The sequence below is a fragment of the Neisseria subflava genome (genome assembly GCF_003044645.1).
GTDB classification, from domain to species: domain Bacteria; phylum Pseudomonadota; class Gammaproteobacteria; order Burkholderiales; family Neisseriaceae; genus Neisseria; species Neisseria subflava_B.
The window spans coordinates 45425-70769 of the sequence record NZ_POXL01000008.1 but is presented as its reverse complement, the minus strand read 5'-3'; the positions used below and the strand labels follow the sequence as shown (position 1 = coordinate 70769).

At 44.7% G+C, this 25345-nt stretch carries 37 protein-coding genes and 1 CRISPR repeat array; of the genes, 8 read left to right on the top strand and 29 right to left on the bottom strand.

Annotated elements, in window-relative coordinates; translation table 11 throughout:
* Nucleotides 1-81 precede the first annotated feature (81 nt).
* The 8 genes from aldA (at nt 82) to cas2 (ending at nt 10687) form a co-directional block, all read left to right on the top strand.
* Nucleotides 82-1524: an aldehyde dehydrogenase gene (gene aldA, locus DBY97_RS09445; RefSeq protein WP_107858170.1), complete on the top strand. Its 1443-nt coding sequence runs from the start codon at nt 82-84 to the stop codon at nt 1522-1524.
* Nucleotides 1525-1662: 138 nt separating this feature from the next.
* A complete protein-coding gene (locus tag DBY97_RS09440) occupies nt 1663-2238 on the top strand; it encodes a hypothetical protein (RefSeq protein ID WP_107858169.1) in 576 nt (191 codons plus the stop codon).
* A 231-nt stretch (nt 2239-2469) separates the two neighbouring features.
* A complete protein-coding gene (locus DBY97_RS11600; RefSeq protein WP_283120761.1) occupies nt 2470-2595 on the top strand; it encodes a hypothetical protein in 126 nt (41 codons plus the stop codon).
* A 75-nt stretch (nt 2596-2670) separates the two neighbouring features.
* Entirely contained in the window at nt 2671-4182 is a 1512-nt protein-coding gene (lysS, locus tag DBY97_RS09430; protein WP_107858168.1) for a lysine--tRNA ligase, read from the top strand.
* A 262-nt stretch (nt 4183-4444) separates the two neighbouring features.
* Entirely contained in the window at nt 4445-5869 is a 1425-nt protein-coding gene (locus tag DBY97_RS09425) for an alanine/glycine:cation symporter family protein (protein WP_107858167.1), read from the top strand.
* Nucleotides 5870-6138: 269 nt separating this feature from the next.
* Nucleotides 6139-9387, top strand: coding sequence for a type II CRISPR RNA-guided endonuclease Cas9 (cas9, locus tag DBY97_RS09420; RefSeq protein WP_107858166.1), 3249 nt, complete (start codon nt 6139-6141; stop codon nt 9385-9387).
* Nucleotides 9388-9453: 66 nt separating this feature from the next.
* The gene (gene cas1 / locus DBY97_RS09415) at nt 9454-10368 is read left to right on the top strand and encodes a type II CRISPR-associated endonuclease Cas1 (RefSeq protein ID WP_107858165.1); all 915 of its coding nucleotides are present in this window, start codon (nt 9454-9456) and stop codon (nt 10366-10368) included.
* Nucleotides 10361-10687, top strand: a complete 327-nt coding sequence (cas2, locus tag DBY97_RS09410) for a CRISPR-associated endonuclease Cas2 (protein ID WP_107858164.1) — start codon at nt 10361-10363, stop codon at nt 10685-10687. Before cas1 ends, cas2 begins: the two co-directional genes overlap by 8 nt.
* 63 nt (nt 10688-10750) lie before the next feature.
* A CRISPR array of direct repeats spans nt 10751-11248; the repeat unit is 36 nt; unit sequence ATTGTAGCACTGCGAAATGAGAAAGGGAGCTACAAC.
* Nucleotides 11249-11349: 101 nt separating this feature from the next.
* On the opposite strand, the gene rplQ is transcribed toward cas2, so the two are convergent.
* The 29 genes from rplQ to rpsJ form a co-directional block, all read right to left on the bottom strand.
* Complete coding sequence (gene rplQ, locus DBY97_RS09405; RefSeq protein WP_039862272.1) at nt 11350-11724, bottom strand: 50S ribosomal protein L17; 375 nt, start codon at nt 11722-11724, stop codon at nt 11350-11352.
* A gap of 24 nt (nt 11725-11748) precedes the next feature.
* On the bottom strand, nt 11749-12735 hold the full coding sequence (locus tag DBY97_RS09400) for a DNA-directed RNA polymerase subunit alpha (protein WP_003684706.1): 987 nt from the start codon (nt 12733-12735) through the stop codon (nt 11749-11751).
* Between the two features lie 25 nt (nt 12736-12760).
* Nucleotides 12761-13381, bottom strand: coding sequence for a 30S ribosomal protein S4 (gene rpsD / locus DBY97_RS09395; RefSeq protein ID WP_039863983.1), 621 nt, complete (start codon nt 13379-13381; stop codon nt 12761-12763).
* 19 nt (nt 13382-13400) lie between these two features.
* Nucleotides 13401-13796: a 30S ribosomal protein S11 gene (rpsK, locus tag DBY97_RS09390; protein ID WP_002216249.1), complete on the bottom strand. Its 396-nt coding sequence runs from the start codon at nt 13794-13796 to the stop codon at nt 13401-13403.
* 19 nt (nt 13797-13815) lie between these two features.
* Complete coding sequence (rpsM, locus tag DBY97_RS09385) at nt 13816-14178, bottom strand: 30S ribosomal protein S13 (protein ID WP_003749295.1); 363 nt, start codon at nt 14176-14178, stop codon at nt 13816-13818.
* 67 nt (nt 14179-14245) lie between these two features.
* Entirely contained in the window at nt 14246-14359 is a 114-nt protein-coding gene (rpmJ, locus tag DBY97_RS09380; RefSeq protein ID WP_003697674.1) for a 50S ribosomal protein L36, read from the bottom strand.
* An 18-nt stretch (nt 14360-14377) separates the two neighbouring features.
* Nucleotides 14378-14596 carry a translation initiation factor IF-1 gene (gene infA / locus DBY97_RS09375; protein ID WP_003684714.1) on the bottom strand — a complete coding sequence of 73 codons (219 nt, stop codon included), beginning with the start codon at nt 14594-14596 and terminating at the stop codon, nt 14378-14380.
* Between the two features lie 4 nt (nt 14597-14600).
* A complete protein-coding gene (gene secY / locus DBY97_RS09370; protein ID WP_107858163.1) occupies nt 14601-15914 on the bottom strand; it encodes a preprotein translocase subunit SecY in 1314 nt (437 codons plus the stop codon).
* Nucleotides 15915-15927: 13 nt separating this feature from the next.
* Nucleotides 15928-16362 (bottom strand): 50S ribosomal protein L15, encoded by a 435-nt coding sequence (rplO, locus tag DBY97_RS09365; protein WP_107858162.1) that lies wholly within the window; start codon nt 16360-16362, stop codon nt 15928-15930.
* A 1-nt stretch (nt 16363) separates the two neighbouring features.
* Nucleotides 16364-16549 carry a 50S ribosomal protein L30 gene (rpmD, locus tag DBY97_RS09360; protein WP_003684808.1) on the bottom strand — a complete coding sequence of 62 codons (186 nt, stop codon included), beginning with the start codon at nt 16547-16549 and terminating at the stop codon, nt 16364-16366.
* Nucleotides 16542-17060: a 30S ribosomal protein S5 gene (rpsE, locus tag DBY97_RS09355; protein ID WP_003684704.1), complete on the bottom strand. Its 519-nt coding sequence runs from the start codon at nt 17058-17060 to the stop codon at nt 16542-16544. The genes rpmD and rpsE overlap by 8 nt, the downstream gene beginning before the upstream one ends.
* Nucleotides 17061-17077: 17 nt before the next feature.
* The gene (gene rplR, locus DBY97_RS09350; RefSeq protein WP_003749287.1) at nt 17078-17431 is read right to left on the bottom strand and encodes a 50S ribosomal protein L18; all 354 of its coding nucleotides are present in this window, start codon (nt 17429-17431) and stop codon (nt 17078-17080) included.
* A 13-nt stretch (nt 17432-17444) separates the two neighbouring features.
* Nucleotides 17445-17978 carry a 50S ribosomal protein L6 gene (rplF, locus tag DBY97_RS09345; protein ID WP_004464590.1) on the bottom strand — a complete coding sequence of 178 codons (534 nt, stop codon included), beginning with the start codon at nt 17976-17978 and terminating at the stop codon, nt 17445-17447.
* 13 nt (nt 17979-17991) lie between these two features.
* Nucleotides 17992-18384 (bottom strand): 30S ribosomal protein S8, encoded by a 393-nt coding sequence (rpsH, locus tag DBY97_RS09340; protein WP_063075320.1) that lies wholly within the window; start codon nt 18382-18384, stop codon nt 17992-17994.
* Between the two features lie 14 nt (nt 18385-18398).
* Nucleotides 18399-18704, bottom strand: a complete 306-nt coding sequence (rpsN, locus tag DBY97_RS09335) for a 30S ribosomal protein S14 (RefSeq protein WP_003684736.1) — start codon at nt 18702-18704, stop codon at nt 18399-18401.
* A 2-nt stretch (nt 18705-18706) separates the two neighbouring features.
* Complete coding sequence (gene rplE, locus DBY97_RS09330) at nt 18707-19246, bottom strand: 50S ribosomal protein L5 (RefSeq protein WP_003684750.1); 540 nt, start codon at nt 19244-19246, stop codon at nt 18707-18709.
* A gap of 9 nt (nt 19247-19255) precedes the next feature.
* A complete protein-coding gene (rplX, locus tag DBY97_RS09325; RefSeq protein WP_003684754.1) occupies nt 19256-19579 on the bottom strand; it encodes a 50S ribosomal protein L24 in 324 nt (107 codons plus the stop codon).
* Between the two features lie 11 nt (nt 19580-19590).
* The gene (gene rplN, locus DBY97_RS09320) at nt 19591-19959 is read right to left on the bottom strand and encodes a 50S ribosomal protein L14 (protein ID WP_002215434.1); all 369 of its coding nucleotides are present in this window, start codon (nt 19957-19959) and stop codon (nt 19591-19593) included.
* A gap of 227 nt (nt 19960-20186) precedes the next feature.
* Nucleotides 20187-20450: a 30S ribosomal protein S17 gene (gene rpsQ / locus DBY97_RS09315; RefSeq protein ID WP_003684766.1), complete on the bottom strand. Its 264-nt coding sequence runs from the start codon at nt 20448-20450 to the stop codon at nt 20187-20189.
* On the bottom strand, nt 20450-20641 hold the full coding sequence (rpmC, locus tag DBY97_RS09310) for a 50S ribosomal protein L29 (protein WP_003684705.1): 192 nt from the start codon (nt 20639-20641) through the stop codon (nt 20450-20452). Before rpmC ends, rpsQ begins: the two co-directional genes overlap by 1 nt.
* Nucleotides 20641-21057 (bottom strand): 50S ribosomal protein L16, encoded by a 417-nt coding sequence (gene rplP, locus DBY97_RS09305; protein WP_003684741.1) that lies wholly within the window; start codon nt 21055-21057, stop codon nt 20641-20643. The genes rpmC and rplP overlap by 1 nt, the downstream gene beginning before the upstream one ends.
* Complete coding sequence (gene rpsC / locus DBY97_RS09300; protein ID WP_003684753.1) at nt 21041-21733, bottom strand: 30S ribosomal protein S3; 693 nt, start codon at nt 21731-21733, stop codon at nt 21041-21043. The genes rplP and rpsC overlap by 17 nt, the downstream gene beginning before the upstream one ends.
* A 9-nt stretch (nt 21734-21742) precedes the next feature.
* Nucleotides 21743-22072, bottom strand: coding sequence for a 50S ribosomal protein L22 (gene rplV / locus DBY97_RS09295; RefSeq protein WP_003749277.1), 330 nt, complete (start codon nt 22070-22072; stop codon nt 21743-21745).
* Nucleotides 22073-22080: 8 nt separating this feature from the next.
* A complete protein-coding gene (gene rpsS / locus DBY97_RS09290; RefSeq protein ID WP_002215422.1) occupies nt 22081-22359 on the bottom strand; it encodes a 30S ribosomal protein S19 in 279 nt (92 codons plus the stop codon).
* A gap of 5 nt (nt 22360-22364) precedes the next feature.
* On the bottom strand, nt 22365-23198 hold the full coding sequence (rplB, locus tag DBY97_RS09285; protein ID WP_003684813.1) for a 50S ribosomal protein L2: 834 nt from the start codon (nt 23196-23198) through the stop codon (nt 22365-22367).
* A gap of 5 nt (nt 23199-23203) precedes the next feature.
* Nucleotides 23204-23518, bottom strand: coding sequence for a 50S ribosomal protein L23 (gene rplW, locus DBY97_RS09280; RefSeq protein WP_002243944.1), 315 nt, complete (start codon nt 23516-23518; stop codon nt 23204-23206).
* Nucleotides 23515-24135, bottom strand: a complete 621-nt coding sequence (gene rplD, locus DBY97_RS09275) for a 50S ribosomal protein L4 (protein ID WP_003684798.1) — start codon at nt 24133-24135, stop codon at nt 23515-23517. The genes rplW and rplD overlap by 4 nt, the downstream gene beginning before the upstream one ends.
* Nucleotides 24135-24779 (bottom strand): 50S ribosomal protein L3, encoded by a 645-nt coding sequence (gene rplC, locus DBY97_RS09270; protein WP_004464584.1) that lies wholly within the window; start codon nt 24777-24779, stop codon nt 24135-24137. The genes rplD and rplC overlap by 1 nt, the downstream gene beginning before the upstream one ends.
* Nucleotides 24780-25030: 251 nt before the next feature.
* Complete coding sequence (gene rpsJ / locus DBY97_RS09265) at nt 25031-25342, bottom strand: 30S ribosomal protein S10 (protein ID WP_002642322.1); 312 nt, start codon at nt 25340-25342, stop codon at nt 25031-25033.
* Nucleotides 25343-25345: the final 3 nt, after the last annotated feature.

The window sequence follows — 25345 nt, the reverse complement described above, 5'->3', positions numbered from 1 at the left end:
CCACGCTAAATCCTCTTGTATGCCAGACAATTTAGGCATAGACTAAAACTACATCCAACTACAACAACAGGAGAAGGTTTGATGAAACAACTGTCTATGTATATCAACGGCCGCTTTGAAACTGACTTTAACGGCACATGGCGTGATGTATTGAATCCGGCAACCGAAGAAGTCATCGCGCGTGAGCCTAAAGGTGGAAAAGCCGATGTTGATCGTGCTGTTGCCGCAGCCAGAGATGCACAAACTGCATGGGAGCGTTTGCCTGCCGTTGAACGCGGCGCATACCTGCGCAAAATTGCCCAAGGCATCCGCGAACGCGCCGACGAGCTGACCGACACCATTGTCGCCGAAGGCGGCAAAACCAAAGATTTGGCACGCATAGAAGTTATGTTCACTGCCGATTATCTCGACTACCAAGCCGAATGGGCGCGCCGTTATGAAGGTGAAATCATCCAAAGCGACCGCCCGCGCGAAAATATTTTATTGTTCAAACGTCCTTTGGGCGTAATCGCCGGCATTTTGCCGTGGAACTTCCCATTCTTCCTGATCGCCCGCAAAATGGGCCCGGCTTTGGTAACAGGCAATACCATCGTCGTCAAACCAAGTAGCGTTACCCCGATTAACTGCCACATTTTTGCTGAAATCGTTCATGCTTCAGGCTTACCGGCCGGCGTATTCAATGTCGTCAACGGTCCTGGCGCAGAAATCGGCAATGCCTTGGCATCGCATCCGCAAGTCGATATGGTCAGCCTGACCGGTTCTGTAGAAGCAGGCCGCCAAGTAATGGAAGCCGCCTCCGCCAACATTACCAAAGTCTCACTGGAACTGGGTGGCAAAGCCCCTGCCATCGTTCTGAAAGATGCCGACTTGGATCTGGCCGTCAAATCCATCTTGGCTTCACGCGTGGGCAATACCGGCCAAATCTGCAACTGCGCCGAACGCGTGTATGTCCACAGCAGCCTGAAAGACGCGTTTATCGAAAAAATGACCGCCGCCATGAAAGGCGTGCGCTACGGCAACCCAGCCGAAGCCGAACCCGGCACACTGGAAATGGGCCCATTGATTGAAGAACGCGCCGTCAAAGCCGTTGCCGAAAAAGTCGAACGCGCAGTTCGACAAGGCGCAACTTTGGTTTGCGGCGGCAAACGTGCCGACGGCAAAGGCTACTTCTTCGAACCTACCCTGCTGACCGATACCGACAACAGCATGGACATTATGAAGGAAGAAACCTTCGGCCCAGTCCTGCCGGTTGCCACTTTCGACACGCTTGACCAAGTCATCGCTTTGGCAAACGACAGCGAGTTCGGCCTGACCAGCTCCGTCTATACCACCAATCTGAATGAAGCGTTTTATGTAACCCGCCGCCTGCGTTTCGGCGAAACCTACATCAACCGCGAAAACTTTGAAGCTATGCAGGGCTTCCATGCCGGTTGGAAAAAATCAGGTATCGGCGGCGCCGACGGTAAACACGGTTTGGAAGAATATCTGCAGACCCAAGTTGTTTATTTAGAAACCGATATCTAACCGCCGACACGGCCCTTCATGAAACAAAAGGCCGTCTGAAACCGATTTTTCAGGTTAAACTGCACCCAAAAAGTTGCCACTCCAACTAACAAGGTGCAGTTTTTTTATAACTAATTTTTATTAAATAGGAAAGTAACCATGTTGCACAAAATCGGGATAATGAGCGCGTTGATCTTGGGTCTTGCCATGCCAGCTGCTGCCGAATGTTTGATTCAAAAAGACAGTATCGGAGGAATTAAATTGGGGCAAAACTTGAAGCAGGTAAAACAGAAATTTCCGAAAGCAAAAATGGATAAAACAAGCGATGCCGATGGCGTGTCTTTTGTTGCCATCGCACTGTCTAAAGACGTCTTGGTTTTCGCTTCTCAAGATGGGGAAGATGATCCTGATACCCCTATAAAACTGCATAAAAAAATTAATTTTTTGGAAACCGATTCTCCTACCTGTCACACGGCTTCAGGTGTACACCCGGGCATGAAGATTAAAGACGCAGAAGCCAAGCTGGGCAAAGTCAAAGGAATCCAACTATCAGAAATCGAAGCGCGTGAATACGCAACATTTGCCCGCCAACCAAAACATTTCGGATTTAGAGTAGAACAGGGGACAGAGATTTATCCGGGTAAAGGTGAAGCGCCGAATCAAACTCGGCGTTACCGTCAAACGGGACGTATTGAGGCAATTTCCGTATCTCAATCCAGAGGTTTTGATAATTGAAGAGTAAGGTATTAGACAGAATGAACTGCACCCCAAAAGTTGCCCCCCCCCAACTAACAAGGTGCAGTTTTTTATGACCCAATATACATTACACTTCAAATACCAAACCGTATTCCACTACCTGTCCGCGTACACAGACCAATACCACATTTCACGCCCCCATCTGCGACGTTAAATAACCACCTGTCAGGAGGGTGGCATCGGCGCACTCAAACCCTTCAGTCCAAAATCATGACCGACTACCGCAAAAATCCATTCATCGCCGACAAGCCGATCACAAAAATACAGTTTGGGGAGGCAGTTCAGGTTTCGGACGGCCTTTCTGCCTTTATAGAAAAAAACACCGACATCGCGTAAAATAGAGCCAATTTTTCACTTTATTCAGGCCGTCTGAAAACTCAGGCAGCCTGACTCATTTTTCCGGAAAACACCATGAGCGAACAAAACAATCCGCAAATCGAGCCGCAGTTGGACGAAAACCAGATCATCGCCCTGCGCCGCGAGAAACTGCACAACATCCGCAAAGAACGCAACGCCTACCCTAACGATTTCAAACGCGACAGCTTTGCCGCCGACCTGCATACCCAATACGGCGAAATCAGCAAAGAAGAACTCGACCCACAAGGCATTCCCGTCAAAGTGGCCGGCCGCATGATGCTCAAACGCCAAATGGGCAAAGCCAGCTTCGCCACCATTCAAGACGTTACTGGTCAAATCCAGCTTTATTTAAACAACAAAGGCGTGAGCCAAGAAGTTTTGGACGACTTCAACCACTGGGACTTGGGCGACATCGTCGGCGCGGAAGGTACTTTGTTCAAAACCAACCACGGTGAATTGACCGTGCGCGTGTCCAACATCCGCCTGTTGTCTAAATCCCTGCGTCCGCTGCCGGACAAACACAAAGGCTTGAGCGATCAGGAAACCAAATACCGTCAACGCTACGTCGATTTGATTGCCAACGAAGAATCACGCAATACCTTCATCAAACGCAGCCAAATCATCCAATCCGTGCGCAATTTCATGGTCAACGAGCATTATTTGGAAGTTGAAACCCCAATGATGCACCCGATTCCGGGCGGTGCGACAGCGAAACCATTCGTGACCCACCACAATGCCTTGGACATTCCGCTTTACCTGCGCATCGCCCCCGAGCTGTATCTGAAACGCTTGGTGGTAGGCGGTTTGGAGCGCGTGTTTGAAATCAACCGCAGCTTCCGCAACGAAGGCATGTCCGTGCGCCACAACCCCGAATTCACCATGATTGAATTCTACGAAGCTTTCTCCGACTACGAACGCATGATGCAGATGGCGGAAGACATCATCCGCAACGCTTCCCGTGCGGTAAACGGCACAGCAAAAATCAGCTACAACGGAAAAGAAGTCGATTTGGAAAGTCCGTTTGAACGCCTGACCATTCTCGGTGCCATCAAAAAATACAATCCGCACTACACCGATGAACAGTTGAACGATGAAGAATGGCTGAAAAAAGAAATCGTCAAACACGGCGAAAGCCTGCCTCCTTCTCCGGGCATCGGCAGCCTGCAACTTGCCCTGTTTGAAGGTTGCGCAGAAAGCAAACTGTGGAACCCGACTTTCATCATCGACTACCCTGTCGAAGTGTCGCCATTGGCACGAGCATCCGACAGCAAACCGGGTTTGACCGAACGCTTCGAGCTCTTCGTTGTCGGCCGCGAGCTGGCAAACGGCTACTCCGAGTTGAACGATCCGGAAGACCAAGCCGAACGCTTCAAGGCGCAAGTGGCGCAAAAAGATGCCGGTGACGACGAAGCCATGCACTACGATGCCGACTACATCCGCGCGATGGAATTCGGCCTGCCGCCGACAGGCGGTTGCGGCATCGGCATCGACCGCTTGGTCATGTTGCTGACTGATTCGCAAACCATCCGCGACGTGATTCTGTTCCCGCAAATGCGTCCTGAATAACGCATTGAAATAAAATCAAGGCCGTCTGAAAACAAGACTCTGTTTTCAGACGGCCTTTTTGTTCAAATATGTAAAACGGAAAAATTAAAATCGATAAATCCTTTACACCATAATAATAAAATTACATGATAATCAAAAAGATAATATAAAAAAGAATATGTAAACGTTTTTCAGTTTGTTGACAGTCTGCTAGAATACATCCAGTTACAGGCAGCCTCCACACACAGGCCGTCTGAAAATGGAGAAACTCTGAAAGGTTTGTATGGATCAATTTTTCGAACAGCTTCACGGCTGGATAAACGCCATCAACGACCAAATGTGGTCGGGGTTGGTATATATGCTTTTAGGCGCAGGCCTCTTTTTCACCGTTACCACCAGTTTTGTACAATTCCGCCTCTTCGGCCGCAGTATCAAAGAAATGCTGAGTGGCCGCAAACAAGGTGATGATCCGCACGGAATCACACCGTTCCAAGCATTCGTTACCGGCTTGGCCAGCCGCGTAGGCGTGGGCAACATCGCCGGCGTGGCGATTGCCATCAAACTCGGCGGGCCGGGCGCGGTATTCTGGATGTGGGTAACCGCCTTAATCGGCATGAGTTCGGCGTTTGTCGAATCTTCACTGGCCCAACTCTTTAAAGTCCGGGACTACGACAACCACCACTTCCGCGGCGGTCCTGCCTACTACATCACTCAAGGCCTGGGACAAAAATGGCTGGGCGTTTTGTTCGCCCTGAGCCTGATTTTCTGTTTCGGCTTTGTATTTGAAGCCGTACAGACCAATACCATCGCCGATACCACCAAAGCGGCATGGGGCTGGGATCAACACTATGTCGGCGTCGCCCTGGTCATTCTAACTGCCCCGATTATCTTCGGCGGTATCCGCCGCGTATCCAAAGCCGCGGAAATCATCGTTCCGCTGATGGCGGTTTTATATCTCGTCATAGCACTCTTCATCATTGCTACCAATATTTCCCTGATTCCTGACGTGTTCGGTCAGATTTTCTCCAACGCGTTCAACTTCGATTCGGCTGCAGGCGGTTTCCTCGGCGGTCTGATTTCGACTACCATGATGCAGGGTATCAAACGCGGCCTGTATTCCAATGAGGCGGGTATGGGTTCCGCGCCGAATGCCGCCGCCGCTGCCGAAGTGAAACACCCCGTCTCCCAAGGCATGATTCAAATGCTGGGCGTTTTCGTCGATACCATCATCGTCTGCTCATGCACCGCCTTTATCGTCTTGACCTATCAGCAGCCTTACGGCGACCTGAGCGGTGCAGCGTTGACGCAGGCGGCGATTGTCAGCCAAGTGGGTCAATGGGGCGCGGGCTTCCTTGCCGTCATCCTGTTTATGTTTGCCTTTTCAACCGTTATCGGTAACTATGCCTATGCCGAGTCCAACGTCCAATTCATCAAGAGCCATTGGCTGGTTACCGCCGTTTTCCGTATGCTGGTTTTGGCATGGGTCTACTTCGGCGCAGTTGCCAACGTACCCTTGGTATGGGATATGGCAGACATGGCCATGGGCATCATGGCATGGATTAACCTCGTCGCCATCCTGCTCCTGTCACCACTTGCCTTCCTGCTGTTGAAAGACTACACAGCCAAGCTGAAAATGGGTAAAGACCCAGAGTTCAAACTCTCTGAACACCCGGGCTTGAAACGCAAAATCAAATCCGATATCTGGTAAAACCAAAGGCCGTCTGAAATTTCAGACGGCCTTTTTAATCCCTGCCATTTAGACAAAACGATGCCCCTTAAAGCAAAAGCCTTAAGGGGCAGAGCGTTGCGGCACATCTTTTCAGACGGCCTTATTGTAGCAACGTTTCTCATTTCGCAGTGCAACAATATGGACAGATTCTAATTCCAAACCGGTACCCAGTCAAGCATTTCGTTTGCATAGTAATACTTACCTAGGATATATTTATACTTACCAAACATCATATTACGGAGAAACTGATGGCTGCATTCAAACCCAATCCAATCAACTACATCCTCGGCCTCGATATCGGCATCGCATCCGTCGGCTGGGCGATGGTAGAAATTGACGAAGAAGAAAACCCCATCCGCCTAATTGATTTGGGTGTGCGCGTATTTGAGCGGGCCGAAGTACCGAAAACAGGCGACTCTCTCGCAGCGGCAAGACGCTTGGCACGCAGCGTCCGCCGCCTGACCCGCCGTCGCGCCCATCGCCTGCTTCGGGCCCGCCGCCTATTAAAACGCGAAGGCGTATTACAAGCCGCCGATTTTGATGAAAACGGCTTGATCAAATCCTTACCGAATACACCATGGCAACTTCGCGCAGCCGCATTAGACCGCAAACTGACGCCTTTGGAGTGGTCGACAGTCTTGTTGCATTTAATCAAACATCGCGGCTATTTGTCGCAAAGAAAAAACGAGGGCGAAACTGCCGATAAGGAGCTTAGCGCTTTGCTTAAAGGCGTAGCCGACAATGCTCATGCATTACAGAAAGGCGATTTCCGCACACCGGCCGAATTGGCTTTAAATAAATTTGAGAAAGAAAGCGGCCATATCCGCAACCAACGCGGCGATTATTCGCATACGTTCAGCCGCAAAGATTTGCAGGCAGAGCTGAATTTACTGTTTGAAAAACAAAAAGAATTTGGCAATCCGCATGTTTCAGACGGCCTTAAAGAAGGTATTGAAACCCTGCTGATGACGCAACGCCCTGCCCTGTCCAGCGATGCCGTTCAAAAAATGTTGGGGCATTGCACCTTCGAACCGACAGAACCTAAAGCCGCTAAAAACACCTACACAGCCGAACGTTTCATCTGGCTGACCAAGTTGAACAACCTGCGTATTTTAGAGCAAGGCAGCGAGCGGCCATTGACCGCTACCGAACGCGCCACGCTTATGGACGAGCCATACAGAAAATCCAAACTGACTTACGCACAAGCCCGTAAGCTTTTGGAGCTAGACGATACCGCCTTTTTCAAAGGCTTGCGCTATGGTAAAGACAATGCCGAAGCCTCAACATTAATGGAAATGAAGGCCTACCATGCCATCAGCCGTGCGCTGGAAAAAGAAGGATTGAAAGATAAAAAATCCCCATTAAACCTTTCTCCCGAATTACAAGATGAAATCGGCATGGCATTTTCCCTGTTCAAAACCGATGAAGACATTACAGGCCGTCTGAAAGACCGTGTACAGCCCGAAATATTAGAAGCGCTGTTAAAACACATCAACTTCGACAAGTTCGTCCAAATTTCCTTGAAAGCATTGCGCCGAATTGTGCCTCTAATGGAGCAAGGCAAACGCTACGATGAAGCCTGCGCCGAAATCTACGGAGACCATTACGGCAAGAAAAATACGGAAGAAGAGATTTATCTGCCGCCGATTCCCGCCGACGAAATCCGCAACCCCGTCGTCTTGCGCGCCTTATCTCAAGCACGTAAGGTCATTAACGCCGTTGTACGCCGTTACGGCTCCCCTGCTCGTATCCATATTGAAACGGCAAGGGAAGTAGGTAAATCGTTTAAAGACCGCAAAGAAATCGAAAAACGCCAAGAAGAAAACCGTAAAGACCGGGAAAAAGCCGCCGCTAAGTTCCGAGAGTATTTCCCCAATTTTGTCGGCGAACCCAAATCCAAAGATATTCTGAAACTGCGCCTGTACGAGCAACAACACGGCAAATGCCTGTATTCGGGCAAAGAAATCAACTTAGGCCGTCTGAACGAAAAAGGCTATGTCGAAATCGACCATGCCCTGCCGTTCTCGCGCACATGGGACGACAGTTTCAACAATAAAGTGCTGGTATTGGGCAGCGAAAACCAAAACAAAGGTAATCAAACCCCTTACGAATACTTCAACGGCAAAGACAACAGCCGCAAATGGCAGGAATTTAAAGCGCGTGTTGAAACCAGTCGTTTTCCTCGCAGTAAAAAACAACGGATTCTGCTGCAAAAATTCGACGAAGACGGCTTTAAAGAACGCAATCTGAACGATACACGCTACATCAACCGTTTCCTGTGTCAATTTGTTGCCGACCATATGCGGCTGACAGGTAAAGGGAAAAGGCGTGTCTTTGCCTCAAACGGACAAATTACCAATCTGTTGCGCGGCTTTTGGGGATTACGCAAAGTGCGTGCGGAAAACGACCGCCATCACGCCTTGGACGCCGTCGTCGTTGCCTGCTCAACCGTTGCCATGCAGCAGAAAATTACCCGTTTTGTACGCTATAAAGAGATGAACGCGTTTGACAGTAAAACCATAGACAAAGAAACAGGAGAAGTGCTGCATCAAAAAACACACTTCCCGCAACCTTGGGAATTTTTCGCACAAGAAGTCATGATTCGCGTATTCGGCAAACCGGACGGCCAACCCGAATTTGAAGAAGCGGATACTCCCGAAAAACTGCGTACCCTGCTCGCAGAAAAATTATCATCTCGCCCCGAAGCCGTACACGAATACGTTACGCCACTGTTTGTTTCACGCGCGCCCAATCGGAAGATGAGCGGTACGCATAAAGATACTTTGAGATCTGCTAAACGATTTGTTAAGCATAATGAAAAAATTAGTGTTAAACGAGTATGGTTAACCGAAATCAAGTTGGCAGACCTTGAAAATATGGTTAATTATAAAAATGGTAGGGAGATCGAATTATATGAGGCTCTTAAGGTGCGTTTAGAGGCATATGGAGGTAATGCTAAACAAGCATTTGATCCTAAGGACAATCCATTTTATAAAAAGGGAGGGCAACTAGTTAAAGCTGTGAGGGTCGAAAAAACCCAAGAGAGCGGAGTCTTATTAAATAAAAAAAATGCTTATACCATTGCAGATAATGGAAACATGGTACGTGTTGATGTGTTCTGTAAAGTGGATAAAAAAGGAAAAAATCAGTATTTTATTGTTCCCATCTATGCTTGGCAGGTTGCTGAAAACATTCTTCCCGATATTGATTGTAAAGGATACCGGATTGATGATAGCTATACATTCTGTTTTAGCTTGCATAAGTATGATCTGATTACTTTTCAGAAAGATGAAAAATCTAAAGTAGAATTCGCCTACTATATCAACTGTGATAGCTCTAATGGACGATTCTATTTAGCTTGGCATGATAAAGGCTCTAAAGAACAGCAATTCCGTATTAGTACCCAAAATCTTGTATTGATACAAAAATACCAAGTTGATGAACTCGGCAAAGAAATCAGACCATGCCGTCTGAAAAAACGTCCACCTGTCCGTTAAATTAATCTATCCCTGTTTCAGACGGCCTGAAGCAGGGATTTTTTATATAAAAATAAGGGGAAAAACATGACTTGGCGCAGCCTGCTTATTCAAAACGGCGGCAAACTATCCTTGCAACGCCGGCAACTGCTGATTCAACAAAACGGCGAGTTCCACACCGTACCATTAGAAGACATCGCCGTTATCATCATCGGAAACCGCGAAACCCTGATTACGGCCCCACTCCTATCAGCCTTAGCCGAATATGGCGCAACCTTACTGACATGTGACGAACAGTTCCTGCCCTGCGGACAATGGCTGCCTTATGCCCAATATCACCGCCAACTTAAAATCCTCAAGCTGCAACTGAATATAAGCGAACCCTTAAAAAAGCAACTTTGGCAACATATCATCCGCCAAAAAATCCTGAATCAAGCATTTGTCGCAGACGAAACAGGCAATGATCTTGCAGCCAAACGGCTGCGCACTTTGGCAGTCGAAGTCCGTTCAGGCGATACAGGAAACCGTGAAGCCCAAGCAGCCGCCCTCTACTTCCAAGCCCTCTTTGGAGAAAAGTTTACCCGTAATGACAACAATGCCGTCAATGCCGCATTGAACTACACCTACGCCGTACTCCGTGCAGCAGTTGCACGCGCCCTGACCTTATATGGTTGGTTGCCTGCATTAGGCTTGTTTCATAGAAGCGAATTGAATCCATTCAACCTCGCCGATGACTTTATAGAACCCTTACGCCCATTGGCCGATCTAGTCGTTATACATATGCACGAACAAGGCCGTCTGAAAACTGCACTGACACCCAATATAAAACAAAACCTTATCAAAACCCTTCACTGTCAAATCTGCATCGAACGGCAACATTTCAGCACCTTAGCTGCCATCGACAAAATGATTTCTTCATTTCAAGCCAGCGTAACCGACAAAAACGCCAAACAGCTGAAACTACCTGAAATCTTGCCATTGAAAGAATACCAATATGAGTGAGGCTAAATTTATGAGGATAATCGTCTTCTTCGACCTACCGGTAACCACAGCGGTAAAGCGCAAAGCCGCCAATCAATTCCGCCAGTTTCTATTAAAAGATGGATACCAAATGCTCCAACTTTCCGTATACAGCCGTATTGTCAAAGGTCGAGATTCGTTGCAAAAACACCACAATAGACTATGTGCAAACCTACCGCAAGAAGGCTCAATCCGCTGTTTGGAAGTAACAGAAAAGCAATATGCCACCATGAAACTGCTGTTGGGAGAGCTGAAAACCCAAGAAAAAAGAGTAAATTCCGACCAACTATTATTATTTTAAGCTCATTTTTTTAGACAAAATAAAACGGGAAACCCTTACATGATAAGGATTTCCCGTTGAGGTATTGTAGCACTGCGAAATGAGAAAGGGAGCTACAACTACGGTTTCCTGCCGATGGGTTACAAGATTATTGTAGCACTGCGAAATGAGAAAGGGAGCTACAACCTATGGGGTGTGGGCGCATTCACACGGCGTATTGTAGCACTGCGAAATGAGAAAGGGAGCTACAACTCAAAGACCAAATCGGAAACAGACCGGGACATTGTAGCACTGCGAAATGAGAAAGGGAGCTACAACCAGTGTAGGGTGTATGCAACGCAAATCGACATTGTAGCACTGCGAAATGAGAAAGGGAGCTACAACCCAACAGGGCAAGCTGCGCCTGTTTCAGACATTGTAGCACTGCGAAATGAGAAAGGGAGCTACAACAGGATTATTTGAGCCTACTCTCTCAAATCAATTGTAGCACTGCGAAATGAGAAAGGGAGCTACAACGTGTAACAGTGCCGTTCAGCCGGTAAGCAGATTGTAGCACTGCGAAATGAGAAAGGGAGCTACAACAGTTATTGACACGAGGCGGATTGTAACTCTGCGCAATGATAAAGGGTCTATCCAAATAAAAAAGCACCACCTAAACAGGTAGTGCTTTCATATTAATTTGCTTATTCAGCAGAATCAGCTGCTTTATCAACCAATTCAACCAATGCCAAAGGAGCATTGTCGCCTTTACGGAAACCGTATTTCAGTACACGAATATAGCCGCCGTTACGAGCAGCAAAGCGTGGACCCAATTCGTCAAACAATTTAACTACAACATCACGATCGCGAGTGCGGTCAAAAGCCAAACGACGGTTTGCCAAAGAAGGTTTTTTACCCAAGGTAATCAAGGGCTCAACTACGCGGCGCAATTCTTTTGCTTTAGGCAAAGTTGTCACGATGGTTTCGTGAGTCAACAAGGAATTCGCCATATTGCGCAGCATCGCAGCACGGTGGCTGCTAGTACGGTTTAATTTGCGGTTGCCATTACGATGACGCATGTCATTATCCTTTAATCTTCAAACTTACGGCTTTTCTAAGCCTACAGGCGGCCAAGCTTCTAATTTAGAACCTAATGTCAGACCTTTAGAGGCCAACACTTCTTTGATCTCATTCAAAGATTTACGACCCAAATTAGGGGTCTTGAGAAGCTCGGTTTCAGTACGTTGAATCAAATCGCCAATATAGTAAATATCTTCAGCTTTCAGACAATTAGCTGAACGTACGGTTAATTCCAAATCATCTACAGGACGCAGCAAGATAGGATCGATAGGAGGCGCTTTTTCTTCAACCTCTTCAACCGGAGTACCTTGCAGATCTGCAAAAATAGACATTTGGTCAATTAAGATACGTGCGGCACTACGTACAGCCTCTTCCGGATCAATAGAACCATTGGTTTCAATATCTAAAACCAATTTATCCAAATCCGTGCGTTGCTCTACGCGTGCAGGTTCAACTTCAAAGCTAACACGACTGATGGGCGAAAAGCTCGCATCCAACTGAATCGCACCAATCTGTTTGTTCTCATCACGCAATACGCGACGGCCTGAAACAGATTGATAACCACGACCTTGCTCTACTTTAATTTCCATGTCAATTTGGCCATTGTCAGCCAAGTGGCAAATAACATGCTCAGGATTGATAATTTCCACATCGTGTGGCAAATCAATATCACCGGCTACAACTGCACCGGCACCTGTTTTTTTCAAAGTCAACTGAACTTGGTTACGACCGTGAAGCTTGAATACGATACCTTTAATGTTCAAGAGAACGTCAACAACATCCTCCTGAACACCATCAATAGTAGAGTATTCGTGCAATACGCCGGAAATAACTACTTCAGTTGGGGCAAAGCCATTCATGGATGACAGTAAGATACGACGCAAAGCATTACCTAAAGTATGACCAAAACCACGTTCAAATGGCTGCATAGACACCTTGGCCCGAGTGGAAGACAAAGTATCTACATCAATTTGACGAGGTTTCAAAAATTCGGTTGTGCTATTTTGCATTTAACTGTCCCTCATTGAGCTAGCATTATTTAGAGTAGAACTCTACCACCAGCTGTTCATTAATATCGCCAGACAATTCTGAGCGATCCGGCATATTTTTGAATACGCCTTCCAATTTGTCGGCATCAACAGACACCCAGCTTGGCAAGCCAATTTGAGTAGCTAGGCTCAATGCTTCTTGGATACGTACTTGTTTCTTAGCTTTTTCACGAACAGCTACAACATCACCTGCTTTAACTTGGAAAGAAGGGATATTAACAACTTGACCGTTTACGACGATAGCTTTGTGAGAAACCAATTGACGTGCTTCGGCGCGAGTAGAGCCGAAACCCATACGGTAAACGACATTATCCAAACGAGACTCCAGCAATTGCAACAGCAATTCACCGGTAGAGCCTTTACGACGAGCTGCTTCCGCGAAGTAACGACGGAATTGACGCTCTAATACGCCATAAATACGACGGATTTTTTGTTTTTCACGCAATTGCAAACCATAGTCTGACAAACGTGGTTTTTTTGCACCGTGTTGACCAGGTGCAGAATCCATTTTACATTTGGAATCCAAAGAGCGACGTGCACTCTTCAAAAACAGATCCGTACCTTCGCGACGTGCTAATTTACATTTAGGGCCAATATAACGTGCCATGTTTTAAATCACTCCAATATTAAATACGACGTTTTTTAGGCGGACGGCAACCGTTATGAGGCAACGGGGTAACGTCAGTAATGCTGGTAATCTTGAAACCAAGAGCGTTTAAAGCACGTACAGAAGATTCGCGACCAGGGCCAGGGCCTTTAATGCGAACTTCTAAATTTTTAACGCCATACTCTTGGGCAACTTTACCAGCTGCTTCTGCTGCAACTTGTGCTGCAAATGGTGTACTTTTACGAGAACCTTTAAAACCAGCGCCGCCAGAGGTAGCCCAAGACAATGCATTGCCTTGACGGTCAGTGATTGTAATGATGGTATTGTTGAAAGATGCATGAACGTGCACAATACCTTCGCTTACGGTTTTACGTACTTTTTTACGTACACGCGAAGCTGTGTTTGCTTTAGCCATTAATCAAATTCCTTAAAATTTATTTCTTACCGGCAATCGCTTTGCGCGGACCTTTACGGGTACGAGCATTTGTGCGAGTGCGTTGACCACGACAAGGCAAGCCACGACGATGACGGAAGCCACGATAGCAACCCATATCCATCAGTCGTTTAATGCTCATCGTTACTTCACGACGCAAATCGCCTTCAACTTCATATTTAGCAACTTGCTCACGCAAAGCGTCTAATTGAGCCTCGTCCAAATCTTTTGCTTTAGTAGTAGGAGCAATATTTGCTGCCTCACAAATCAATTTAGCACGAGTCGCACCAATACCATAAATAGCCTGAAGGCCAATTACGATATGGGCATTATTAGGGATATTTACCCCTGCAATACGAGCCATATTTTTTCCTTTTTAGGGCAAATTATGTCACTATACCACAAAATCAATAGTTAAGAAAACTAGCTTCTTAACCTTGACGTTGTTTGTGACGTGGGTCAGTACAAATTACGCGAACTACACGATTACGACGAATAATCTTGCAATTGCGACAAATTTTCTTTACAGAAGGTTGTACACGCATTTTATTTCCTTTTATCGTTTATCTTGCTCGGAAAACAATCCGAGCACGGGTTAAATCATAAGGAGTTAATTCAACTGTTACCTTATCACCTGGAGAAATACGGATATAGTGCATCCGCATTTTGCCAGATATATGACCAAGTACTACATGATCATTTTCCAGTTTTACTTTAAATGTTGCATTGGGCAAAGTCTCAAGGATTTCACCCTGCATCTGTATGGTATCTTCTTTAGCCATAAGCCTACTTACGTGACAAAGATTTCATATCTGGACGACTCATCAAGTCTTCATACTGACTACTCATTCGATACGAATTGATTTGCGTCCTAAAATCCATTGTAACGACAACCAAAATAAGCAAAGATGTTCCACCTAAATAGAAAGGAACCTTCAATGCTGTCGTTAAAAATTCAGGTATCAGACAGATTGTAGTAATGTACAAAGCACCAAATAATGTCAGTCTCAGTACCACTTTTTCCAAATATCTAGAGGTTTGCTCACCTGGGCGAATACCTGGCACAAATGCACCACTCTTCTTCAAATTTTCAGCCATCTCTTTAGGGCTAAATACTAAAGCAGTATAGAAATAGCAGAAAAAGATGATAGTTGTGGCAAATAATACAATATATAAAGGCTGTCCGTGTTGCAGCATTGCAGCAACCTTATGAAGAACAGAATTCGTACTATTTGAACCAAACCAACCTAAAAGTGTAGATGGAAATAAAATAATACTGGAAGCAAAAATAGGAGGAATAACACCTGCCATATTTAGCTTGAACGGCATATGAATGCTTTGTCCCGGCATCATTCCAGAGCCAAACTGTCTTTTAGCATAATGCACAGGAACTTTACGCTGAGCACTCTCAAAATAAACTACAGCATAGATCAACAGCAAAATACCAATCACAATTGATACCGCCATCAACATACTCATAGAGCCTTGTTCAGTCAAAGTTAATAACCGAACAATACCGGATGGGATACCCGATACAATGCCTGCTGTAATAATTAAAGAAATACCATTACCAATACCACGCTCGGTAATTTGTTCCCCTAACCACATTAGAAACATAGTACCTGTAACCAAACAGACTACTGTAGAAATATGAAACTCAAGCGAACTAGTTACAACAACACCTTGTTGATAAACAAATGTTGCAACACCAAAGCTTTGCAATACAGCCAATAATACCGTCCCATACCTAGTATATTTCGTAATTATTTTCCTACCAGCCTCACCTTCCTTCTTTAAAGCTTTTAAAGAAGGAACAATTTCAGAAGCAAGCTGAACAATAATCGACGATGAAATATAAGGCATGATACCTATTGCAAATATACTAAAGCGCTCCAACGAACCACCCGAGAACATATTTAACATTCCGAATATGCCGTTTGCAGCGCCTTCGTATAACTTAGCTAATGCAACAGCATCTACGCCCGGTACCGGTATATGAGCACCAATACGGAAAACGACTAAAGCACCTAAAAGGAACACCAGACGTTTTTTCAGATCACCAAATTTGGATAATCCTGATAAAGATTGTTGATTAGCCACTGTAGTGCAAGCCTTATTCTTCTACTTTACCACCGGTAGCTTCAATAGCAGCTTTAGCACCTTTAGTAGCTTTTACACCTTTCAAGGTAACTGCTTTTGAGATTTCACCAGAAGCAATAACTTTTACATTAGAAGCAGTTACAGGAATCAGACCAGCTTGTTTAAGAACCAAGACATCAATCTCGTTCACAGCAATCAGATTCAATTCACTCAAACGAACTTCAGCATTAGCGGCTGCAGTCAAAGATTTGAAACCACGTTTCGGCAGACGACGTTGCAAAGGCATTTGACCGCCTTCAAAACCTACCTTGTGGAAGCCACCAGAACGGCTTTTTTGACCTTTATGACCACGACCACCTGTCTTACCCAAGCCGCTACCAATACCACGGCCTACACGACGACTAGCGTGAGTAGCACCCTCAGCAGGTTGAATAGTATTCAAAAACATATTAAGACTCCACTTTCAACAAGTAGCTGATTTTATTGATCATGCCACGGTTTTCAGGGGTATCCAAAACCTCTACAGTATGTTCACGGCGGCGCAAACCTAAACCACGAGCACATGCACGATGAGATTCTATTGTACCAATCAGGCTCTTAACCAATGTAACTTTAATCTTTTTTTGCTCAGTCATGGTTAGCTCCCAAAATATCTTCTACTGTCAAGCCACGTTTAGCAGCAATATCAGCAGGGGTATACAGTTTAGACAAACCGTCTAATGTAGCGCGTACAATATTGTAAGGATTAGTAGAACCATGTACTTTAGCTGAAATGTTATGGATACCCATAGCATCAAATACTAAACGCATTGGACCACCAGCTTTTACACCGCTACCTTCTTTAGCAGGTTGCATAAATACCTTAGTAGCACCATGACGGCCAATAACCTCATGATGAATAGTACCGTTTTTCAAAGGTACTTTAATCATAGAGCGTCGAGCTTGATCCATTGCTTTTTGAACAGCAACTGGTACTTCTTTTGATTTACCTTTGCCCATACCGATCCGACCATCACCATCACCAACAACAGTCAGTGCAGAGAAAGCCATGATACGGCCACCTTTAACTACTTTAGTCACGCGATTAACTGCGACCATCTTTTCAATCAGGCCGTCACCGCGTTCTTCAATTTCATGTTTTGCCATCTGAAAGTCTCCAAATTTTAGAAGCTTAAACCATTTTCACGTGCAGCTTCAGCCAAAGCTTTCACACGACCGTGATATTGGAAACCTGAACGGTCAAAAGCAACTTTTTCAACACCCACTGCTTTAGCTTTTTCAGCAATACGCTTACCAACTACAGCCGCTGCTTCAACGTTGCTACCTGATTTCAGGCTACTACGTACTTCAGCTTCCAATGTAGAGGCTTGAGCCAATACTTTATCACCTTCAGCACTAATTACTTGAGCATAAATATGATTATTGCTGCGGAACACACATAATCTTACCATTTTCAAGTCCGCAATACGCGCACGGGTTTTACGTGCACGACGGAGTCGGGTTGTATGTTTATCCATTAGTGAACCTCAATTATTTTTTCTTGGCTTCTTTCATCACTACCACTTCACCTACATAACGAACACCTTTACCTTTATAAGGCTCAGGAGAACGGAATGCACGAATTTCAGCAGCGACTTGGCCAACCACTTGTTTATCTGCACCAGTCAAAACGATTTCTGTTTGGCTAGGAGTTTGAACAGAAACACCTTCAGGCATTTCATATACGATTGGATGAGAGAAACCCAAAGACAAGTTCAGAACTTTGCCTTGAGCTTGGGCACGATAACCCACACCAATCAATTGAAGTTTTTTCTCAAAACCTTCAGAAACACCCTTAACCATGTTATTAACCAATGCACGAGCAGTACCAGACATAGCATTAGCCTGTTTACTGTCATTTTTTGCAGCAAAAGTCAATTTACCATCGTTCAGTTCAATAGCAACATCGGAATGCAAAGGAAAAGACAATTCGCCGTTTTTACCTTTGATAACCAATGCATCTGTTCCGAATTTTACTTCTACACCAGCAGGAACAGTCACTGGGTTTTTTGCGACGCGTGACATTTACTTTTCTCCACTAGGCTACGATGCACAACAACTCACCACCAACACCCTCAGAACGGGCTTTGCGATCAGTCATTACACCTTTAGAAGTACTAACAATAGCGACACCCAGGCCATTCATTACGCTAGGGATCTCACTTGATGCTTTGTAAATACGCAAACCTGGACGTGAAACACGTTTAATTTGCTCAATCACAGGACGACCTGCATAGTATTTCAATTGAATTTCCAATACCGGTTTTGCATCAGCAGAAACCGCAAAATCCTCGATATAACCTTCTTCTTTCAGAACTTTTGCAATTGCACATTTCAGTTTAGAGGAAGGCATGGCAACTACTGCTTTATTAGCACGTTGCGCATTGCGAATACGAGTCAACATATCGGAAATAGGATCATGCATACTCATTATTTATACTCCTATTACCAGCTAGCTTTAACAACACCAGGGATCTCGCCACGCATAGCGATTTCACGGATTTTAATACGGCCCAAACCAAATTTACGGAAAGTGCCACGAGGACGACCTGTTAAAGCACAACGACGACGTTGACGTACAGGTGCTGCATTGCGAGGAATGGATTGAAATTTCAAACGTGCTTCAAAACGTTCTTCTTCAGTCGCATTAGCATCATTAATAACAGCGAAAATTGCCTCACGTTTAGCTGCAAACTTTTTCGCCAATGCTTGACGTTTCAGCTCACGATTAATAAGTGCTTTCTTAGCCATGATTATCCTTTAAACGGAAACTTAAACAGTGACAACAAAGCTTTCGCTTCTTCATCAGTTTTTGCAGTAGTTGTAATAGTAATATTCAAACCACGCAAAGCATCGATTTTATCGTATTCAATTTCCGGGAAAATAATTTGCTCACGAACGCCCATATTGTAATTGCCACGACCATCAAATGATTTACCGCTTACACCACGGAAGTCACGTACACGAGGCAACGCAATAGTAATCAAACGATCCAAGAATTCAAACATTTGATCACGACGCAATGTTACTTTGCAACCAACTGGATAGTTATCACGGATTTTAAAACCTGCGATAGATTTACGAGCAACAGTAACAACTGGTTTTTGACCAGCAATTTTCTCTAAATCAGAAACAGCGTGTTCCATAACTTTTTTATCAGCAACGGCTTCGCCTACACCCATATTCAAGGTGATTTTTTCAATACGCGGAACTTCCATTACTGATTTGTAACCAAATTGTTTAACCAATTCAGGAACAACTGTATCTTTATAAAACTCTCTCAAACGAGCCATGTTATCTCCTTATGCTCCAATGATAGAGCCATTTGATTTGAAGAAACGAACGCGTTTAACTTTGCCTTCATTTTCAATCAGCTTAATACCAACACGGTCTGCTTTATTAGTTTCCGGATTCAGGATAGCAATATTAGAAATATCCAAAGGCATTTCTTTAGTAATAATACCACCCTCAATACCACGCATTGGATTAGGTTTTTGATGGCGTTTCACAACATTAACACCCTCAACAACAACTTTATCACCCAACACTCGAACTACTTGACCTTGCTTACCTTTATCTTTACCGGTAATCACTACAACCTGATCGCCTTTAATGATCTTATTCATCGCGCTATTCCTTATAATACTTCAGGCGCCAATGAAACGATTTTCATAAATCGCTCAGTACGCAATTCACGGGTTACCGGACCAAAAATACGGGTACCCAGAGGTTCAAGTTTATTATTCAACAACACAGCAGCATTGTTATCGAATTTAATTAACGCACCATCAGGACGACGCACACCCTTAGCAGTACGAACAACTACCGCATTGTATACATCACCTTTTTTGACACGACCACGTGGGGCTGCATCTTTAACTGCAACTTTAATAATGTCGCCAACAGAAGCGTAGCGACGCTTAGATCCGCCCAATACTTTGATGCACATTACGCGACGCGCACCAGAGTTATCAGCCACATCTAAGATGGTCTGCATTTGAATCATATTAGTACCTTTAAATTAACCAACTTAATTTACCACTTTCATATAACTCGCACCTTACTTTAAGCTGCTTATTAAATGAAACCATCACGGTTCTAGTAAACCAGTCTTGGATCCCGAAGGGAGAGAAACTTCCATAAGAAGCTGGAAGATAAGAAACGAAGTTTACACGCAAATTAACTTTGCTGCAAGACTTCGTTTCTTATTAAGCTACATTACTGTGTTTTAAATCAAACAGTACGTGCTTTCTCAACCAATTCTTTTACAACCCAAGACTTGGTTTTTGACAAAGGACGAGATTCCTCGATTACCACTACATCACCAATGCCATATTGATTGTTTTCATCATGAGCATGGATTTTAGTTGATAAACGAATAATTTTACCGTACAGAGGATGTTTAACTTTACGTTCAACCAATACTGTAACAGTTTTGTCCATTTTGTCGCTTACCACTTTGCCTTGCAAAGTACGAACATTTTTAGCTTCGCTCATTACTTAGCACCTTTTTCAGTTAAAATGGTTTTAATACGAGCAATATCGCGACGTACACGTTTCAACTCGCTAGATTTACCCAACTGACCGGTTGCATTTTGCATGCGTAAGCCAAACTGAGCTTTCAACAAGTCCAACAAATCAGAGTTTAATTGCTCAATAGATTTGTCTTTCAATTCATTTGCTTTCATTATTGACCCACCTGTCTTACTACAAAGGTTGTAGGAATAGGCAATTTGGCAGCGGCCAATTCAAATGCTTCACGAGCCAAAGACTCAGGAACACCGTCCATTTCGTACAATACTTTGCCTGGTTTAACTTCAGCAATGTAATATTCCACATTACCTTTACCGCCACCCATACGAACTTGGATAGGTTTCTCAGTAATTGGTTTATCAGGGAATACACGAATCCAAATACGACCGCCACGTTTAATATGACGAGTCATAGTACGACGAGCAGCTTCGATTTGGCGGGCAGTCAAACGACCACGGCCTACGGCTTTCAAACCGAACTCACCGAAACTTACTTTGTTACCGCGAGTAGCAATACCGGTGTTACGGCCTTTTTGTTGCTTGCGATATTTCAGTCTAGTTGGCTGCAGCATTACGTCCACCTGCCTTTCTTTGTTTCTTCTCATGCTCAGGTTTAGAAGATTTAATATTACCTTCTGTATAAACCCAAACTTTCAGACCCAGTACACCATAAGTAGTGTGTGCTTCGCTAGTTGCATAATCTACGTTCGCACGCAAAGTATGCAAAGGCACGCGACCTTCACGGTACCATTCGCTACGAGCGATATCTGCACCATTCAGACGGCCTGAAGTCATGATCTTGATGCCTTTAGCACCAGAACGCATTGCATTTTGCATTGCACGTTTCATAGCGCGACGGAATTGAACACGTTTTTCAAGCTGCTGTGCAATACCATCAGCAATGATTTGCGCATCCAATTCAGGACGACGAATCTCTTCAATATTTACATGAACAGGCACACCCATCAGAGCTTGCAAGTCACGTTTCAAGATTTCGATATCCTCACCTTTTTTACCAATAACCACACCTGGACGAGCAGAGTGAATGGTAATACGTGCAGATTTAGCAGGACGTTCAATCACTACGCGACCAACTGAAGCATTGGCCAGTTTTTTACGCAAGTAATTACGAACATCAATATCTTGTTTCAAAACAGTAGAAAAGTCGGTGCTTTTAGCAAACCATTTTGAAGCCCAGTCTTTAGTTACCGCCAGGCGAAAGCCTGTAGGGTTAATCTTTTGTCCCATAGCTTTTCCTTAGTTGCCCACTGTCACGTTAATATGACAAGTTTGTTTCTCGATGCGGTTACCGCGACCTTTGGCACGAGCTTGGAAACGTTTCAAGCTTGGGCCTTTGTCAACAAAGATAGTTACCACTTTCAGTTCGTCAATGTCAGCACCATTATTGTGCTCGGCATTGGCGATTGCTGATTCCAATACTTTTTTAATCAGCTCAGCACCTTTTTTAGGGCTGAATGCCAAGATATTCAAAGCTTGGGCAACGTCTTTACCACGAATCAAATCAGCTACCAAACGAGCTTTTTGAGCTGAAATACGGGCGTTTTTATGTTGTGCACTTACTCTCATGATTCACCTTATTTCTTTTTAGCCTTTTTATCAGCCAAGTGGCCTTTAAAGGTACGGGTCAATGAGAACTCACCTAATTTATGACCAACCATGTTGTCGCTGATGAATACAGGCACGTGAGTGCGACCGTTGTGAACAGCGATAGTCAGACCGATGAAATCAGGCAAAATGGTAGAACGACGTGACCAAGTTTTAATTGGGCGTTTGTCGTTGCTTGCACGAGCAGCATCTACTTTTTTCAGCAAATGCAGGTCTACATATGGGCCTTTTTTTAATGAACGAGCCATACTAATTAACCTTTATTTGAGTAACGACGACGAACAATCATGTTATCCGTGCGTTTGTTATTACGAGTGCGGTAGCCCTTAGCAGGAGTACCCCATGGGCTAACCGGTTCGCGAGCCTCACCAGTACGGCCTTCACCACCACCATGTGGGTGATCAACAGGGTTCATTACAACACCACGAACGGTCGGACGAATACCACGCCAGCGGTTAGCACCAGCTTTACCGATTTTTTTCAGGCTTTGTTCTTCGTTACCAACTTCACCGATAGTTGCACGGCAATTTACGCTAATTTTGCGCACTTCACCAGAACGCAAACGAACTTGTGCGTAAGCACCTTCTTTTGCAAGCAATACCGCAGAAGCACCAGCAGAACGTGCAATTTGTGCACCTTTACCTGGTTTCATTTCGATACAGTGAATAGTTGTACCAACAGGAATATTGCGGATCGGCAGAGTGTTACCTACTTTGATAGCAGCTTCAGCACCGGAAACCAATACTGCACCGGCTTGAATACCACGAGGAGCAATGATGTAGCGACGCTCACCATCTGCATAGCACAACAGCGCAATAAATGCAGTACGGTTAGGGTCATATTCGATACGCTCTACTTTTGCAGGGATACCGTCTTTGTTACGTTTAAAATCTACAACGCGGTAATGATGTTTATGACCACCACCTTTATGACGAGTAGTGATATGACCATTGTTGTTACGACCGGCAGTAGAATTTTTCTTTTCCAGCAGAGGTGCATAAGGTGCACCTTTGTGCAAACCTTCTGTTACCACGCGAACCATGCCGCGACGGCCTGCAGAGGTCGGCTTCATTTTAACGATTGCCATTTTGTTTATTCCTTATCTGCAGCTGCAGCAGCGGCTTCCAAATCCAACTCTTGACCGGCAGCCAGGCTTACATAAGCCTTTTTAACATCGCTGCGACGACCTAAAGTGCGACCAAAACGTTTAACTTTACCTTTAATGGTAACAGTAGTAACGTCTGCAACTTGAACGCCGAATAGCAGCTCAACAGCCGCTTTAATTTCAGGTTTGGTTGCATTTGCCAAAACTTTAAACGTCATTTGGTTACGTTTTTCAGCCAATACGTTGCTTTTTTCAGAAACGATAGGTGCCAAGATTACTTGAGTCAAACGTTGTTGATTCATACCCATTGCTCCTCTAATTGTGCAACTGCATCTTTAGTGATAACGACTTTTTTGTAACGCAGCAAGCTGTAAGGATCAACTTGTTGAGCTTCCAAAACCAATACGTTAGGCAAGTTGCGTGAAGCCAAGTAAACATTCTCGTCGAGCTGTTTAGTTACAAACAGAACTTGCTCCAAACCCAAATTTTTCACTTGTTCAGCAAAAACTTTGGTTTTAGGAGTTTCAGCAGTCAATGCTTCGATTGCAAACAAACGTTCATCACGAGCCAATTGGGATAAAATAGTCGCCATACCGGCACGATACATTTTACGGTTCACTTTTTGAGTGAAGTTTTCGTCAGGTTTGTTTGGGAATGCACGACCACCTTTACGCCACAGCGGAGAAGAAGTCATACCGGAACGAGCACGACCGGTACCTTTTTGGCGCCATGGCTTTTTAGTAGAGTGGTTTACTTCGGCACGAGTTTTTTGAGCACGATTACCAGAACGGGCATTTGCCAAGTAAGCAGTAACCAGTTGGTGAACCAAAGCTTCATTGTATTCACGAGCAAACAAAGCATCAGAAACAGCCAAGCTGCCAGATACTTGTCCTTTAGCGTCAATTACTTTCAATTCCATTACGCACCTACTTTCACGCTAGGACGAACCACGACGTCGCTGTTAACCGAACCCGGAACAGCACCTTTAACCAACAAGAGTTGGCGTTCAGCATCAACACGTACAACTTCCAATTTTTGAACAGTTGCTTTAGTGTTACCGTATTGACCTGCCATACGTTTACCAGGGAACACGCGACCAGGGTCTTGTGCCATACCGATAGAACCAGGAACACGGTGAGAACGGGAGTTACCGTGGGAAGTACGTTGAGCACCGAAGTTATGACGTTTGATCGTACCAGAGAAACCTTTACCTTTAGAGGTACCGGTTACATCTACCAATTGACCAACTTCAAACATAGAAACGGTAATTTCATCACCGGCTTTCAATTCAGCCAGTTTTTCTTCAGTCAAAGCAAACTCAACCAAACCGCGACCAGCTTCAACACCTGCTTTAGCAAAGTGACCGGCTTCAGTTTTGTTGACACGATTAGCTTTTTTCTGACCAAAGGTAACTTGTACAGCAGTGTAGCCGTCAGTATCTTTGGATTTCACTTGTGTAACGCGGTTGGCAGACATATCCAAAACGGTTACCGGAACAGAAACACCCTGTTCGTCGAACACGCGAGTCATACCAACTTTGCGTCCAACCAGACCTAAAGTCATGATTATTTTCCTTTTAAGTAAAGGGGCGGGCTACGATTGGCCTGCCTTTCAGACAAAGTTAAACTTGATACGGATGTACCAAGTCCGCCATTATAATTGACAAATCAAAGAAATATCAACAAAAATTTCAATTTTACTTCTTAAACCCATCATTTTTTTCGGATGAAGTGTTGCCAAATATCTGAAAATTTTCAGACGGCCTAAGAATTCTATAAAAAACCGAACAGCCAAGCTGTTCGGTTTTTTAGTTCTTATTGAACTTTAATTTCTACATCCACACCTGCTGGAAGATCCAGTTTCATCAGTGCATCAGTAGTTTTGTCAGTCCAATCCACGATGTCCATCAGACGCAAGTGGGTACGGATTTCCAATTGTTCACGAGAAGTTTTGTTCACGTGGGGAGAACGCAAGATGTTGAAACGTTCGATTTTAGTTGGCAAAGGAATCGGACCTTTAACAACAGCGCCAGTACGTTTGGCAGTTTCAACAATTTCTTGCGCAGAACGGTCAATCAGACTGTAATCATAAGCTTTCAGGCGGATACGGATTTTTTGGTTTGCCATTTA